General features: G+C 58.9%; 19 protein-coding genes. 18 read left to right on the top strand and 1 reads right to left on the bottom strand.

Annotated features, from left to right (window positions below; all coding sequences use genetic code 11):
- The first annotated feature begins 2 nt into the window (after positions 1-2).
- The 18 genes from ACI77D_RS09020 to ACI77D_RS08935 all read left to right on the top strand — a co-directional run bounded on the left by ACI77D_RS09020 (position 3) and on the right by ACI77D_RS08935 (position 13,938).
- Positions 3-452: a phage protein gene (locus ACI77D_RS09020; RefSeq protein ID WP_407016423.1), complete on the top strand. Its 450-nt coding sequence runs from the start codon at positions 3-5 to the stop codon at positions 450-452.
- Positions 452-670: a TraR/DksA family transcriptional regulator gene (locus ACI77D_RS09015; protein ID WP_407016422.1), complete on the top strand. Its 219-nt coding sequence runs from the start codon at positions 452-454 to the stop codon at positions 668-670. Before ACI77D_RS09020 ends, ACI77D_RS09015 begins: the two co-directional genes overlap by 1 nt.
- Positions 667-873, top strand: coding sequence for a hypothetical protein (locus ACI77D_RS09010; RefSeq protein ID WP_407016421.1), 207 nt, complete (start codon positions 667-669; stop codon positions 871-873). Before ACI77D_RS09015 ends, ACI77D_RS09010 begins: the two co-directional genes overlap by 4 nt.
- Complete coding sequence (locus ACI77D_RS09005) at positions 870-1,403, top strand: lysozyme (protein ID WP_407016420.1); 534 nt, start codon at positions 870-872, stop codon at positions 1,401-1,403. The genes ACI77D_RS09010 and ACI77D_RS09005 overlap by 4 nt, the downstream gene beginning before the upstream one ends.
- Positions 1,403-1,873: a lysis system i-spanin subunit Rz gene (locus ACI77D_RS09000; RefSeq protein WP_407016419.1), complete on the top strand. Its 471-nt coding sequence runs from the start codon at positions 1,403-1,405 to the stop codon at positions 1,871-1,873. The genes ACI77D_RS09005 and ACI77D_RS09000 overlap by 1 nt, the downstream gene beginning before the upstream one ends.
- A 14-nt stretch (positions 1,874-1,887) precedes the next feature.
- Positions 1,888-2,175: a putative phage tail assembly chaperone gene (locus ACI77D_RS08995; RefSeq protein WP_073638010.1), complete on the top strand. Its 288-nt coding sequence runs from the start codon at positions 1,888-1,890 to the stop codon at positions 2,173-2,175.
- A gap of 20 nt (positions 2,176-2,195) precedes the next feature.
- Positions 2,196-2,339 carry a DUF6890 family protein gene (locus ACI77D_RS08990; RefSeq protein ID WP_407016548.1) on the top strand — a complete coding sequence of 48 codons (144 nt, stop codon included), beginning with the start codon at positions 2,196-2,198 and terminating at the stop codon, positions 2,337-2,339.
- 6 nt (positions 2,340-2,345) lie between these two features.
- Positions 2,346-4,742: a phage tail tape measure protein gene (locus tag ACI77D_RS08985; protein WP_407016418.1), complete on the top strand. Its 2,397-nt coding sequence runs from the start codon at positions 2,346-2,348 to the stop codon at positions 4,740-4,742.
- The gene (locus tag ACI77D_RS08980) at positions 4,739-5,056 is read left to right on the top strand and encodes a DUF2590 family protein (protein WP_053253851.1); all 318 of its coding nucleotides are present in this window, start codon (positions 4,739-4,741) and stop codon (positions 5,054-5,056) included. Before ACI77D_RS08985 ends, ACI77D_RS08980 begins: the two co-directional genes overlap by 4 nt.
- Positions 5,053-6,225, top strand: coding sequence for a baseplate J/gp47 family protein (locus ACI77D_RS08975; RefSeq protein WP_407016417.1), 1,173 nt, complete (start codon positions 5,053-5,055; stop codon positions 6,223-6,225). The genes ACI77D_RS08980 and ACI77D_RS08975 overlap by 4 nt, the downstream gene beginning before the upstream one ends.
- Positions 6,222-6,746, top strand: coding sequence for a phage tail protein (locus ACI77D_RS08970; RefSeq protein WP_407016416.1), 525 nt, complete (start codon positions 6,222-6,224; stop codon positions 6,744-6,746). Before ACI77D_RS08975 ends, ACI77D_RS08970 begins: the two co-directional genes overlap by 4 nt.
- 8 nt (positions 6,747-6,754) lie before the next feature.
- A complete protein-coding gene (locus ACI77D_RS08965) occupies positions 6,755-9,145 on the top strand; it encodes a phage tail protein (protein WP_407016415.1) in 2,391 nt (796 codons plus the stop codon).
- Positions 9,142-9,645, top strand: a complete 504-nt coding sequence (locus ACI77D_RS08960) for a hypothetical protein (RefSeq protein WP_407016414.1) — start codon at positions 9,142-9,144, stop codon at positions 9,643-9,645. The genes ACI77D_RS08965 and ACI77D_RS08960 overlap by 4 nt, the downstream gene beginning before the upstream one ends.
- Entirely contained in the window at positions 9,635-10,564 is a 930-nt protein-coding gene (locus tag ACI77D_RS08955; protein WP_407016413.1) for a hypothetical protein, read from the top strand. The genes ACI77D_RS08960 and ACI77D_RS08955 overlap by 11 nt, the downstream gene beginning before the upstream one ends.
- Positions 10,561-11,106 (top strand): hypothetical protein, encoded by a 546-nt coding sequence (locus ACI77D_RS08950; RefSeq protein WP_053253857.1) that lies wholly within the window; start codon positions 10,561-10,563, stop codon positions 11,104-11,106. The genes ACI77D_RS08955 and ACI77D_RS08950 overlap by 4 nt, the downstream gene beginning before the upstream one ends.
- A complete protein-coding gene (locus tag ACI77D_RS08945; protein WP_407016412.1) occupies positions 11,103-11,807 on the top strand; it encodes a hypothetical protein in 705 nt (234 codons plus the stop codon). Before ACI77D_RS08950 ends, ACI77D_RS08945 begins: the two co-directional genes overlap by 4 nt.
- Positions 11,780-12,751: a hypothetical protein gene (locus tag ACI77D_RS08940; protein ID WP_407016411.1), complete on the top strand. Its 972-nt coding sequence runs from the start codon at positions 11,780-11,782 to the stop codon at positions 12,749-12,751. The genes ACI77D_RS08945 and ACI77D_RS08940 overlap by 28 nt, the downstream gene beginning before the upstream one ends.
- 92 nt (positions 12,752-12,843) lie before the next feature.
- A complete protein-coding gene (locus ACI77D_RS08935; protein WP_407016410.1) occupies positions 12,844-13,938 on the top strand; it encodes an acyltransferase family protein in 1,095 nt (364 codons plus the stop codon).
- Positions 13,939-13,995: 57 nt separating this feature from the next.
- On the opposite strand, the gene ACI77D_RS08930 is transcribed toward ACI77D_RS08935, so the two are convergent.
- Positions 13,996-14,292, bottom strand: coding sequence for a hypothetical protein (locus tag ACI77D_RS08930; protein ID WP_407016547.1), 297 nt, complete (start codon positions 14,290-14,292; stop codon positions 13,996-13,998).
- Positions 14,293-14,297: the final 5 nt, after the last annotated feature.

Below are 14,297 nucleotides of genomic sequence, written 5' to 3'. Positions count from 1 at the left end.
CCATGTCACGTATTGGCGGCAAGAACTTTGACGTGAACCTGGGCGATCTGCAGGTACACGTCGAAAGCTGCACCCTGGATATCACCGACAACAGCAAGACTGCGCAAACCCGGGGCGTGCCTGATGGCTACGTCGACGGCGACGTGGCGGCGGCTGGTGAAGTTGAGCTGGATTCGACCAACTTTAACCTGGTGGTCGAAGCTGCACGCACTGCCGGCAGCTTCCGCAAGCTGGATGCGTTCGACGTGGTGTTTTTCGCCATGGCTGGCGACGACGAGCTGCGCATCGAGGCGTTCGGCTGCAAGTTGAAGATTTCCAGCCTGCTGAGCATTGATCCGAAGGGCGGCGAGAAGACCAAGCACAAGGTGCCGTTTGAGGTCACCAGTCCGGACTTTATCCGCATCAACGGCGTGCCTTACCTGGACTCCACCGAGATCGAGGGCATTAGCTGATGGTATGCCCGTTCGATCGCGCCCAAGCCCTGGAACAACGTCAGCGGGACCAGGCTATCAACGCCCAGTTGGCCCAAGCCCGGCGTGAATCAACGGGCCCAAGCCTTACCTACTGCGTGGATTGCGATAACGAAATTCCCGAGGCGCGCCGCGCGCTGGGCGGCAAGACCCGTTGCGTCCCGTGCCAGTCTTTTTTCGAAAAAGGAGTGCAGCGATGAGCACGAATCAGGCGGCCCAGGACACCGCCATCGCGCTGGCGAAGGCGTCACCTGCGATCGGGGTAGCCGCCACTGGGGCGACAGGGGCCATCGATTGGTCGGCTGTCGCCTACATGCTGACTGCCATTTACATGGTTCTGCAGATTCTGCTGTTGGTTCCCAAGTATCGCCAGATGTTGCGCGACTGGAAGGTGAAGCTATGAGCCTGCGCGGCAAGATCGCCGCCGGCGCTATCACGCTCTGCAGCTCTGCGCTGGTCGTTTTCCTGGGCACCTGGGAAGGCAACGCCCAGAACACCGTTTATGCGGACAAGTTGGCCCGTGGCCTGCCCACCGTGTGCAAGGGCATCACCCGTCATACAAGCCCCTACCCGGTGGTTGTAGGCGACTACTGGTCGGATGCGCGCTGCAGCGAGGTGGAGCAGCTGGTGATCAGTAAGGGCCAACTGCAGCTGGCCGACTGCATCACCAACCAGAACGTGGGCCAGAACACATTCGATGCCCTGAGTAGCCATGGCCACAACTTCGGCACGGCCAGCACGTGCGCCAGTCGTGCCGTGGGCCTGATCAATGCCGGCCGCATTAAAGAGGGCTGCCAGGCGCTTGCCTGGGCGCCTGATGGCAGGACGCCGGTGTGGGCCTTTGTGACGACCGGCCAAGGCAAAAATGTGTTTGTCCCAGGCCTGCACGCCCGCCGATTGGCGGAAGCCGCTCTGTGTCAGGCGGGCCTGTGATGCGCGAGGGCTCTTTCATCCTGGTGCTGTGCCTGCTGGCCTGGTTCGGCTTCGACCTGCTGGAAGGCCAGCGCGACACCGCACGTGCTGAGCGTGACGCCGCGCAGGGCGAAATGAGCGGCCTTCGCGAAGCGGCCCGCATCAGCGGCGAAATGCTGGCTGAGCGTGACGCTATCGACCTTCAACGTACCCAGGAATTGAACCATGAACGTGCTGAAAACGATGCTCTGCGCCTTGATGTTGATGCTGGCCTTAAGCGGTTGCGCGTCAACGCCACCTGCAGCGCCCCAGTGTCCGCCAGTACCCGCGCCGGCGGCGTGGCTGATGCAGCCACCGCCGAACTCGCAGCAGACGCTAGACCGGATTATTTCACCCTTGTCGACCAGCTCGCCCTGAGCAAAAAAATGATCTTGGGCCTGCAAGACCACGCCCTGCGGGTATGCCCGCGCCAACCAACACTCAACCCCTGAACGGAGCAACACCCATGACCGATAAACGCGATATCACCCTGGAAGTAGGCGAGCAGGAATTCACCTTCGAAATGACCCCGCAGGACGTGACGAAGTACTTCAACGCCGTTACCCAAGCCAACAAGGTTTCGCCGGCGAACAACCTGCTGGTGACCACCGTTAAGCAGGAACAGCGCGCCACGCTCAAGTCCCAGCTGGGTAACCCGGTGCTGGTCATGCAACTGGCCGGCGCGCTGCTGGAAGAGTACGGCCCGGACATTGAAATCACCGTAAAAAAGCCCTCGACCACGCCGAACGACTGACCGAAAACGGCCTGGGCCAACTGGTGGCCCTGGCCTGCCGCTGGCTACCAGGTGCCGAGCCCACCGCCGAGGTGATGGGAACGGCCAAGTGGCTGGAGGACGAGCATTGGCGCCGTATGGAAATCGCCATTGCCAATGGCATTGCCTACGCACTCAACGGATAAACACTGATGGCTGACAAAAGCGCCCGCCTGGCCTTTATTTTGAGCCTGACCGATAAGGTCACGGCGCCAATGGGCAAGGTCAAAACCGGTTTTTCCGACCTGGCCGAACAGAGCGAAAAGCACATCAAAACCATGGGTTTTGGTCTGGCGGGAATCACGGGCGCTTATGTCGGTATCACACAATCCATGGAACCCGCCTTGGAGATGAACCGCGCCCTTGGCGAGGTCCGATCGCTGAACGTGGCCGAAGACGCCTTGAACTCGCTGAACCGTAAGTCACTGGAATTTTCAGTGGCCTACGGCGAGAACGCCAAGGATTTTGTCGCCTCGGCGTATCACATCGAGGGCGCCATCAAAGGGTTGGTTGGCAGTCAGCTGGCCACCTTCACCAATGCCAGCAACGTGTTGGCCAAGGCCACCAAGTCCGACGCCGACACCATGGGCACCTACGTCGGCACCATGTACAACCTGTTCAAAGGCCAGGCCGACGCCATGGGCAAAGGCCAATGGGTTGAAACCTTGGCGGGCCAGACGGCCACGGCCGTGCAGCTGTTTCGCACCAGTGGCGAGCAGATCGGTGAGGCGTTCAAGGCTGCAGGTGGCTTGGCCAGCACCGCCGGTGTAAGCCTGGCCGAGCAGATGGCAGTGCTGGGCACGCTGGGCAGCACCATGGACGGCGGCGAGGCCGGCGGCCTCTACAAATCCTTCTTTGAGAACGTCAGCGGCGCGTCTGAAAAGCTGGGCATGAAGTTCGTGGATCAGCAGGGCAAGTTGCTGCCGATGATGGACATCCTGGACAAGCTCAAAGGCAAGTTTGGGGATCTATCGATTGAGGCCAACGGCGCGAAGCTGCGCGAAGCTTTCGGTGGCGAAGCTGCACGGTTGATAAGCAGCCTGATGGGCGACACCGACCGCCTGAAAAACGGCATGGAGCGACTGGGCAATGTGCGCGGCCTGGAGAACGCCGAGCGGATGGCCAAGAACATGGTGGACCCATGGCAGCAGTTTAGCTCCGCTGTCGAGGCGTTGCGCATTGCCTTCGGCCAGGTGTTGATCCCGATCTTGACCCCACTGATGGAGCGCCTGGTGGGGATTGCCAGCACGTTAACCCGCTGGACTCAGTTGTTCCCCAACATCACGCGCTTGATTGGGATCGTAACCCTGTCGTTCCTGGCGATTACCGCCGCCATGTCGTTGCTTACGCTGACCGTGGGGCTTTCGAAAATGGCGTGGCTGGGGGCCGTCGTGGTGTGGAACGCACTCACCTGGTCGGGTTATCGCAGCATCGCCATGTTCCTGTACCACACCGTCATGGTGGTGGGGTTCGTGGCCGGCCTGGTGCTGATGGTCGCTTGGATGGGCCTGGTCAAAGGCGCGATGTTGCTGTGGCAGGGCGCGATCTGGCTGGTCAACACCGCGTTGTTGGCCAACCCGGTGGCGTGGATCGTGATCGGCATTGTGGCCCTGGTCGCGGCCGTGGCGGCTGCGATCATCTATTGGGACGACTGGACCAGCGCACTACTCAACAGCGAGGCGTTCCAGTGGGTTAGCGGCCAGCTGACTGCGCTGTCGGAGTGGTTCGACTCGATGGGCGGTTGGTCGAACATGGCCAGCGCCGCGTGGGACGCCATCGTCAACGTCTTTAAAAGCGCCATCGATGGCTTGATTGAAATGTTGAACAAGATCCCCGGCGTGAACATTGAAGCGGCGTTCGGGGATATGCCGGCGGCGCCGGAGATTCCAACCATCAGCGCCCCGCAGGTCGAAGCGCCGTTACTGCCTCAACTGGTAAGCGCGCCCCAGCAGTCGATCCAGGCACCGCCCCTGGTGCTGGCTCCCACGCCTAAAGCAACGGCGCCGGTGATGCCGACGCTGGAAGCGTTGCAGCCCCCAGCGAAGGCGCCGGCACTGGTATTGGCCCCGGCCCCGAAGGCAGCAGCACCGGCAATGGCTACACCTGCAGCGTTGCAGCCGCCGGCACAGCTTCCGGTCCAGGTCCTGGCACCGGTGCCGAAAGCGCCGGCACCGGTGGCTCAACCCCAAACGCCCCGGGAATTGCCGAGCACGTTGCCAAAGCTGGTGGCAGTACCACCGGTGCAGACCCCGGCGCCGATCGGGCCGCAATTGACCATCCCGCAGCCGCTGCAGACGCCGCCCCTGGTCACCGCTCCCGCTCCCACGGAGAAGGCCGAGCAAAGCCAGCAGCGCATCAACGGCTCGGTATCAAGCTTGTCTCCGAAACGGCCTGACACCGTGCCCCGGGGCGGTTTCCTGGCCAGCATCCAGAACAACAATCAAACCCAGAACAAGGGCACTCATGTGGAGAACGTCAACATTCACACCGGCAAGCAAATGAACTCGCTGGAGCTGGAAGGCATGTTGGCCATGGCGGTGGGCGGATGAGCGAATACATCGACCTGCTGATCATGGACAACGACCTGGTACTGGACCCGTCGCGTCAGCCGCTGCTGATCGAGGATCGGGCCAGCATCGCCCAGGACATCGCGCACATGATCCGCGAGAGCGGCTTGCTGGTCACGTTGGTGGCCGAGCGTAGCCGTCTGCGTCAGCGCGACTGCATCCAGCAACTGGAGCTGCTGGTGGAGGCCGACGAGCGCCTGGTGCCGGGTACGGCGCTGATCAAACAAGTGGAGTCTGGCCATTACCTGGTCACGGCGAAAACGCTGAAATTTGGCGACATCGAGGTGACGTTGTGAGCGACGTAGATTTTAAACAGGCACTGGCAGACAGCGGCATTCCGGTGACTGAGGACGGCTTGCGCAAGGCCTGGGAAAGCGAAGTTGCCGCGCAAGGTAGCAAGCTGAGCAACACCAGCGCCTACTCGCCGTTCTGGCGGCTGATCACAGCGCTGGTGACCAAGCCGGTGTTGTGGCTGATCAACTTTGTCAGCGGCACCGTCCTGCCCAACTTCTTTGTTAAAACCGCTGTTGGCAAGTGGCTGGACATGCTGGCCTGGGCGGTCAACGTCGAGCGCAAAGGGGCGACCAAGGCCAAAGGTGTGTTGCTTTTTACCCGCAATGTCGCCGGCGGCGTGCTTGAGTTGCCCGCCGGCGTCCTGGTGCAGTCCGCTGCTATCAACGGCCATATCTACCAGTTGACCACGACCCAGGCCGTGACCTTCGCTGATGGCGTGCTGCAGCTGGAAGTCCCGGTAGAGGCCCAGGAAGTGGGCAGCGGTTACAACCTGGCCCCGGGTTATTACGCAATCCTCCCCGTGCCCATTGCCGGCATCGCCCAGGTGGTGAATGCGGACGGTTGGCTGATTGCACCAGGTGCAGACCCCGAGCCGGACGATCAGCTGCGTTTGCGTACACGCAACCAGTTCTCAGCGGTCAACCAGTGGCACACCGATTCGGTGTACCGCGCCATGATTTCAGCCTTCCCAGGCGTGCGGCCAGATGGCGTGTATTTCCTGCACGGCGCGCCACGTGGCCCGGGCAGCGCCAATGCCTATGTGCTGTTTGATGCGGATGTGCCGGCGGCGACTTACCTGGAGCAAATCAACGCGCATATCCGCGACCAGGGCAACCATGGCCACGGTGATGACCTGCTGGTGATGGTCATGCCTGAGACACAGCACGCGCTAAGCCTCACCTGGTGGCCACGATCGTTGCTGACCGTCGAGCAGCGCGAAAAGCTGCAGGCGGAAATTGGGCAGTTCATCCGGGCAGCCTTTCGCGAGAGCGGCACGGGCGACTATCAGCCGACGCTGACCTATCCCCAGTCACGGTTTTCGTTCAGCCGCTTGGGCGAAGAGCTTCACCAGCAGTTCGCCGGCATCGAGTCGCTACATTTTGACAATGCCGACATCGTGTCAGAGCTGAGCATTCCCAGGATCAAGACCCTGCAGGTGGTGCCGGCATGATCAAGCTAAGTTTGCCTTTCTGGCTGGACGGCCCGCAGTTGGCCAAGTTGAAAGCGGCCGCGCAGTCCTGGTGGGAAAAGGTCGAAGGCTGGCTGCAATGGCCGCTCCTGCAGATGGACGCGGACACCTGCCACATAACGATCCTCGATCTGCTGGCTTGGCAGCGCGATATCAGCCGTTTCAAGGACGAGCCGGAAAACCTTTACCGACTGCGGGTGAAGTTCGCCTTCATCAACGCGGTTGACGCCGGCAGCACGGCCGGGCTCAAACGCATCCTGCAGCGACTGGGCGTTGGTTACGTCGAGATCAACGAGCGGTTACCCGATCGGGATTGGGACGTGGTGCTGCTGCGCCTCTCCGATTCCCAACTGTCGCAAAACCCGGAGCTGATGCGCGTGCTGATTCAACAGTACGGCCGCACCTGCCGGCGATATGACTTCGTGACCATCACCCCCGTATCACTGCGCATCGTCGCGGTGGACTTCAACGACGACCAGCAAACGCTGGTTGCCAGCCTGTAGGAGCCCCCATGGGAGCCAGCATGACCCTTGCAGGTGAAAGCCTGATCGCGCAGAAACTCGGCGCACAACAAACACTAAGCGTTGCCCGATTTGTCCTGGCCAACGTGCCCGGGCTTGACCCGAATGCCGGTGTGGATCGAACAGCGGGCAAGCCAGTGCCGGCGCAAATCGTCGGCACCTATGACGTTACCCAGAAAGGTTTTGTGAATCCGAACCAGGTGGTCTATAGCCTGATGCTTGGTAGCGATATCGGAGACTTTGACTTCAACTGGATCGGCCTTGAGACCAGTGAAAACGTGTTGCTGGCCGTAGCTTATGTGCCGGTACAGCAAAAGCGCCGGAACATTCCGCCGCGTCAGATCGGCAACAACGTAACGCGTAACTTTTTGGTGGTGTTCGACGGTGCCCAGGCGCTGACCGGGATCAAGGTCGATGCCAGCACCTGGCAGCATGACTTTACCGTGCGCCTAAGCGGCATCGATGAGCGCGAGCGCTTGAGCAATCGCGATGTTTTCGGGCGCGCTTGCTTCCACGGCAGTGCGCTTGAACTGCAAAAAGTGGGCAATGCGTACAGCCTGAAACCCGGCATTGCCTATGTTGAAGGTGTTCGGCTGGAGCTAAAAAGCGCCCAAGCTGTTGCTGTGCCTTCAATCCCTAACGTGGCCTGGCTTGACGTGCGCCTGCAGCGCGAATTAAGCGATGTGGTCGGTACGTTCCAGGTCGTATTTGGTTGGGGCAAGCAGGACTACACCGACAGCGCAGGTGTACGGCATTACCTGGTCCCCATTGCGGAACTGCCAACAACGGCCTCGATCAGCGATCTGCGAGCCGTTGAGCCGATCGCCGGCGAACTGATCAAGCACCTGGCCGCTCGTACTGGCGATTATCCGGGCTTACGCGCTCGATCCACGACAAAGGCTGACGTGGGGCTGGGGCAAGTCCCGAATGCCATCAGCACTGATTCGGAGTCTGATGACCCTTGGGTACTGGCTACCACGCATATGGTGCAGAGGGTGCGACACAACCTCGCCGCCGGCATCAACGCGTTGGTGTCCGGCACCACGGCGGCGGGCAAAGCCTTGAAGCTGGCTACGGCGCGCACGTTTAAATTTAATGGTGCGGTCACAGGTAGTGCGACGTTTGACGGCACCGCGGACCCGGAAATTACCCTGACACTGGCCGATAGCGGTGTGGTGCCAGGCCCTTATACGAAAGTGGCCGTCAACTCTAAAGGCGTGGTCTTCGCTGGAAGTAACCCAACGACGCTTGCCGGTTATGGAATTACCGATGGATACACAAAAAATGAGGTGGCGAGCGGATTCGTAAAGCAGGGTGGGGGTGTCGGTCAGACATTCAACAGGGTTTACATTGGTTGGTCCGCTGATGGTTTAAAGGCCACCGTAGACGAACTCGATCTGGGGCGGATCTGGACTGAAAATGTCTTTAACCCTAATAGCAAGGCCGACAAAGCTACCTCCCTCAGTGGCTATGGTATTTCGGATGCATTTACGAAAGCTGAAACCAAGCTTGGGTTTGTAAAGCAAGGCGGTGGTATCGGTCAGAGCCCAAACGATCTTTATATGGGCTGGAGCGGAAATAAATTAAAAGTCACTGTCGATAACTTGGATTTGGGAGGGATTTGGAGTGAGTACAATTTTGATCCCTCACAGAAGGCTGATGTAGCCGCTGTCTACAATAAAGATGCCGTGAACCAGTTTCTAGCAACGAAAGTTAACGCTGACACGTTGTCCTTTGCTGGCTTTGCAGGCGGAAACGCAGCGCAGCCGTACTTTCGGCATTCAACATCTAACGTGGTTGTGAGACTCGGCACTTATGATGACGTTCAGACGCGTGCGCTAAAGGCTAATACGCTTGCAGGCTATGGGATTACGGATGGTTACACCATCGCTCAGACTAACCAACAGTTGTCGATGAGGGTTATCGGTGACGGTATTTCGCATGCTGGAATTGCGAGCGGTAATCCTGAGTACCCCTATGTTCGAGATCAGACCACCAGTGAAGTTCTCTATCTACAGCGTCGTCTGGGTTTCGTGCCGACTGAGCAGGGCGGTGGCGTAGGCCAGTCCGCGAATAAAGTCAGGTACGGCTGGGATGCGCAAGGTCGCGGGATGCGTGCCCAAGTTGATACGACCGATTTGGGTATTCAGTGGGGCGAGGCAAATTTCTATCGACCCGACCCCAACAACTTTATGCCGGTCGGTGTTACAGGCACGTCTTTTCAGCTACCTGCTGGTGGCTCATGGTGCTACTCGGTAATGCACTACTACGCGGCAGGTCAGGGCGTTGTTGGTAAAAGTGGACACGCACCTGGTGGCACAGTTATTTCTTTTAGTGGCGGGGCAACTATCTATGGCTTCGCTTGGAGGTATGCACCTTGAGCAATGAAAATAAAACTAAAGTAATCGGGGCTATTGCCCCTGTAGAGAAGTCTTCGGAAGTGCCCCTGGCGGAGGTATTGGTTACATTTAGCGATGTCTCGGTAAAGCCGGACAAAACGTTTGTGGTTACTGTCGCTGGCAATCGTTGCCATGTTACCCAGGACTATAACGCCCCGTTGTATCAAGCTGTTCGCGCTTACCTGGACGAGGGTGGCAAGTTTAAAAAATATGCAGAGGACATTTTTGTCGAGTCAGATCCGATCGTTATCGCTCGGCTTTGGGCCGAAACAAGTTTGCAGAATACGGAAACGCTCGTTGCTCAATACCGCGACGCCCGGGACCTGGGCGGGACTCCACCCATTACGGCTGAGCAGTTCACGGCTCTGCTGACCTGGCGTCAGGCGGTAAGGGAGTGGCCCAAGGCAAAACGGTATCCGGCGGAGTCGAGCCGGCCCGATGCCCCACAATGGTTGAGCGCGGTTCTGAAAAATGATCAGTGATTGGGCGCCGGTAACCATGCGTTGGCCTGCCCAGGCTACGCAGTGGATGGGGCAGCTTTCAGCGGCCCAAGGACTTGCCGGCGGCGAGCTGGCCAGCACAGCTAAGCGGCTGGCTGACCTGAGCGGGAAAACCTCAACAAGCCCAGGGCCAGTGGGTGATGCCGCCCAGGGCGCGATAGCGGCGGGTCGAGCTGCACTCGCTGATCAAATGGGCGACGTTCCTACATGTCTGGTGGTGACGCCATTTCAAAGCGGGATTGGTCAGGGCAGTGGTTACCAGCGTTTTCTTTCGGCGCCGAACTTGCTGCAGCAGCTGGCCGGCAAACTGGTGGATGTGAGCGACACCGGCCGGCCGGACGGCCCCCGGTTCGCCCTTTGCGTAATGTTCCTGTCGACGCGCTTTGATCAGTTGGCTGCGAGCCTGGCACGCTTTAACGCCTTGTTGCCGTTGCCTGACCTGGTGCGAACTGAACGCCGCGCACGTCACCTGTCGAAGCTGGAGACGGAAAAGTGGGAGATCCCCGCCGCCGGCACCTTGCCGCGTTGGCAGTCGCTGCCACTGGAGCGCTGCACCGTCGTAAAGGCCGCGCAGCAATCCATGGCGGGCCAGCTTGCTGTTCTGGAGGGTTACGCCGCCGACAGTTCGCCCATGGCTGACCTTGCCGCGCTGGCCAGTCGCAAAGCCGCCCAGCAAAAGGGGCGGGATCAGCAACTGGCCGACCTTAAAGCGCTGTTGGCCGATGGCAACCCGGACAGCAGCATGTGTGTCCGCATGATCGGCCCTGGCAACGCCACCGAGCTACGCGAGGCGCTGTTGACGGGCGATGCCCCGGGGCATGAATGGGTGCTGTGCGCGGGCGCGCTGCTGGTGGGATCTGAGAAGGGTTTGAGCTTCGTCCGCGAACTGGTGGGCCTATGACTCTGTTACTTGACGGGCAACAGGTGCGCGGGAAAAACCTCAAGGTCACCGGCAATTTGCGCATCGAGAGCGACGACCTATCAGGCCAGACCAGCAATACCGACAAGGGGCACAAAGGCTTCAAGCCGAAGACTCTGACGGTTAGCCTGATGATTCCTTTTGTTGACCAGGTGCAACTGCGCGATCTGATGCGCCTGGTGGAAGCTACTGCCGGCGGTGGCCAGCTCAAGACCTACCGAATCGTCAACGACACTGCTGCCGCGTTCGGCATGCGCCAGGTGACGTTCACCGAGGGCGTGAGCGCCCGGGAAGACGACAATCTGCGCGCTTGGCTGATTCAGTTCACCTTGGCAGAAAAACTGTCCAACCCCGAAAAGGTCGAGGGACGGCGATCGGGCAACGCGGTTACCGCGCAGTCTGGCCCTGGCGGGGCTGTTGGCGGCGCCGGTGGCGACTCTCCTGATGGGGCCGAGGAACTGACCGGCTTTGAAGCAACGTTGAAAAAAGTTGATACCTGGCTGGGCGGGAGTGCCAAGGAATGAAGCTGCACAAGGAATTGGCCATCAACGGCAAACCGTATGTCCTGGTCAAAAACGAAGTACGGCTGGATGCAAAAAGCCCAGGCCGGGCGACGTTCACCATTCAGGCCCCTGCGCCGGTCAAAGGGCTTGTGACGCTCGATATCGGCTACAACGACAGCACGCTGCAGCGACACTTCATTGGCTACGTGGAACGCTCCACCACGGCCAGCAGTGGCCAGCAGGTGCTGTTCTGCCGAGAGCTGGCCGCGATCCTGGCCAACCCATTGCCGCTGAATCTTCGACACGTCGACCTGCGCGCGGTCCTGGTCGAGATCGGCCAGCACACCGGTTTGCGATTCCGTATCCCAGAACAGCCTTATGCGAGCGTCAAGGCGCCATTTTTCTACAGCCTGGCAGCTGGCTACCAAGCTATGGATAGCCTGGCCCGGGTTTTCAACATTCCAGACTTCATCTGGCAACAGCAGGGTGACGGGGAAGTATTCGTAGGCAGTTGGGCTGACAGTTTCTTCGGCGTTCGCTCGCCGCTGCAGCTGCCGGTGGAACTGTTCGACGACTACCAGGGTAACCAAAGCGCGATGATTGCGGCCCTTCCCGGGTTGCGACCAGGTGCAACAATCAACCACGGCGAGCGCATCACCAGTGTGGCGCTCATCGACAACCAGATGGCCATCCGATGGACGACGCAATCCGCCGCAGCGTAGAACGACAATTTCCCGAACTTACCGGCGGTTACCACCTGCCACGATTTGCCCGTGTTGTCGCCGTAGCCGACGCCCCGGCCGGCGCCGGCATCTGTGACGATTTCCGGCCGCGCTATGCCGTCGACATCGAGGTCCTGGGGCCGGACGGCGAGCCAGACACCAAGCTGCCGATCCTTGCCGGCGTGCCGTTGCCGCTGCCCACCGGTGGCGAGGAAATGGGCATCTACGCGTTCCCCGAGGAAGGCACCCAAGTCGTGGTGTGCTTTGCCTACGGCCTGCCACACAAGCCCTATATCCAAACCATTCTGCCCCACGGCCTGAGCATGCCCAGCGTCCCGAAGGGTGACCAGGTGTGGCAGCACAGCGAGGCCTGTCAGCAACGTGTCGACGCGGACGGCAACTGGCTGCGCCAGACTGACGGCAAGATCCTGGACAAGGCGATCGAGCGGGAAGTGGAGGCGATGGGCAACACCGAGCGGTACCAGAGCCACACCAGGACCGTGGACGACCATTCAACCGAGTCGGTAGGGGGCATCAAGACGCTGGAGGCCCTGGGCGCGCTCAAGCTGCTGTCGGGCGGATCTGCGAGTTTGGCGGCTGTCGATGATCTGCACCAGGCGACCGGGCGAGACTTGAACCTGGTGGTGGGGCAGAAGCACAACGCCACGGTGGGTGGCGATATGGAGGAAAGGATTCAGGGTCTGCGTAAGAGCGTGGCGGCGGTCAGTCAACGGCTGCAAGCGCCGAAAAATTGGGTCGGGTCCGAAAGCGTCAACTTGTTTAAAGTGGTCTGCGATACGCTCGATCTGCTCCAGCAAATGAATACGCAGCTGGCGGCGCATACGCATGGACCGACACCGCCACCTGGAAACGCGGCTGCATTCTCAGCCAACGCCGTCAGCGCCACTCAAATGGCAGGAAGATTAAAGCCCGTCACTATGTAGCGTCCTCTTTCCTGACCGTGCAGCTTGCAACTGTTCCGGGCTTCTCCCAATATGCCCGCCCCGAAAAGCACTAGCGTAAAGGACAGAACACTGTGCATAAGATTTCATCATTACAAGCGGCCAGAGGGCTGGCCGCACTAGCGGTAATTGCATTCCACTCGCTTTTTATTAATGCAAAGTACGTTCCTGGTGACACCTGGTTACCGGATATGTTCGTGTTTGGGCAAACGGGAGTGGATCTTTTTTTTGTAATAAGCGGCTTCGTTATGGTGCTGGCTTCTGCAAATAAGTTTGGTGTGCGGAGTGAGGTTTTTAATTTTCTTAAAGGGCGTGTAATACGCATATATCCGGTCTATTGGGTTTACTTCTTCGCCGTGCTGATGGTGTTTTTATTAAAGCCTGGCATGGTCAATAGCTCGCAAGCGGGCGAAGTGAATCTTCTTCACTCATTTCTCCTTCTACCTGACGATAACTTACCACTTGTTATGGTCGCCTGGTCGCTTATTCATGAAGTTTGGTTTTACCTGGTATTCGCCTTCATTTTGCTGTTGCCACAGCGATGGATGCCATTGGCATTTGTTGTTTGGCTTTGCGCGATCATTGGTGCGTCTGTCCTGTACACAGGCCCGGTCAACCCATATTTACGAGTTGTAAAGCACGAATTTTCCATTGAATTCATCCTTGGCGCGCTTGCCGGTGTCGTCTACTTGAAAGGCATGAATGAGCCATCTAAGTGGCGTTTGCCTACCGGCGTTATCGCTCTGGCCGGAGCCGCACTTATAGCTTATGCGATGCTCGCAGTACAAATAGACGGGTCAGATGTAATTCAATCTATCTCTCTAGAAAGAGCGCTTATAGTGGGCGGTGGGTACACATTATTTTTGCTTGCATTAGCAATGCAGGAGTTTAAATCCCAAAGGGAAGTGCCAGGCTTCCTTAAGTCGTTAGGGGACATGTCTTATTCGCTTTATCTATCGCATATTTTGACGCTAAGCGTGTGCGGCCGAGTTTGGATCACCCTTGGTGGTGCTGAGGGTGGGGTTGTAGCATCTATGATCTTTTGGGCTATATCGCTGCCGGTGGTTATTGCAGTGGCGTATATAAGTTACAGATTCATAGAGCGCCCTTTGACGAGGTATCTTTCGCAAGGTTTTAAAGTGCGCACGACTAGCCAGCCAGCCAGTTAGTAATTAATTGATCGTCGGCCGGACCTTATGCCCTATAAGGCCCGGCTGATCGATGTTTCATCCTTGTCGACACCACCAAGACTGCGCGTAAGCACAGCCGTCGACGTACTCGATACCGCTCAAGACAAATCCTGTCGTAGCCATTCCCGATAGTGTTGCATCAAGCAAGTCGGGAAGTGGAGACGGTTCCAGCGGCAATCCTGCGAAAACCTTCCCAATATTCGAACTGCGGCCCAATTCTGCTCTGTCTTCCGCGACGACCCTAACGTCACCTTTGAATGCAGCGTATTGCCGCCTTTCCAGGGCGGTCAAAGCAACGCCTTTAAAGCGCATGGGCGTAATCAGCATGTGCATCCTAG

Source organism: Pseudomonas sp. O39 (genome assembly GCF_045447295.1).
GTDB classification, from domain to species: domain Bacteria; phylum Pseudomonadota; class Gammaproteobacteria; order Pseudomonadales; family Pseudomonadaceae; genus Aquipseudomonas; species Aquipseudomonas antarctica_A.
The sequence above is the reverse complement of the archived record's forward strand: the minus strand, read 5'-3'. Positions and strand labels throughout refer to the sequence as shown.